A 595-nucleotide genomic window follows, 5' to 3' on the forward strand; every position below is an offset into this window, starting at 1 on the left:
TTCACCAACAACAAGCTGGAAGCCCGCATTGAGCAGATCGAGGAAAGCATCAAGCGCTACATGGACGAGCTTGATCGCGCCGACCGTGATCCTGCGCTTGTCCCCGCAACTCGCGTGATGCGTATTAAAGAAAAAATCGCAGGTCTGAAAGAGCAGATCGAAAGCCTGGGTGAGCTCGACAAGAAATTGAAGCAGACGCCAGATCAGCAGATTTCGCTGACTGATCCTGATGCACGCTCGATGTCGACCAGCGGACGCGGAACCGCCACCGTCGGATACAACGTGCAATCTGCCGTCGACACAAAGCACCACTTGATCGTGGCGCATGAAGTCACCAACATAGGAAATGATCGCGCCCAGCTGGCGTCAATGGCAAAGCAAGCCAATGAGGTGATCGGTCTGAAGCATCTAGAGGTGTACGCTGATCGCGGCTATTACAGCGGTCCCGAAATTTTGGCGTGCGAGGAATCGGGGATGGTGCCATTAGTTCCTAAACCGCTCACTTCGGGCAATCGTGCAAAGGGGCTATTCGATAAACGCGACTTCCGATATCTGCCCGAGAGCGACGAGTTCCAATGTCCTGCTGGAGAACGTG

The 595-nt window shown here is 54.3% G+C and carries 1 protein-coding gene; it reads left to right on the forward strand.

The window, feature by feature from the left end; translation table 11 throughout:
* Positions 1–595 (forward strand): transposase (locus tag KO538_RS29035; protein WP_219330442.1); only part of this gene is annotated, 595 nt, incomplete at both ends.

This window comes from Janthinobacterium sp. NKUCC08_JDC (assembly GCF_019345575.1).
Taxonomy (GTDB): domain Bacteria; phylum Pseudomonadota; class Gammaproteobacteria; order Burkholderiales; family Burkholderiaceae_D; genus Janthinobacterium; species Janthinobacterium aestuarii.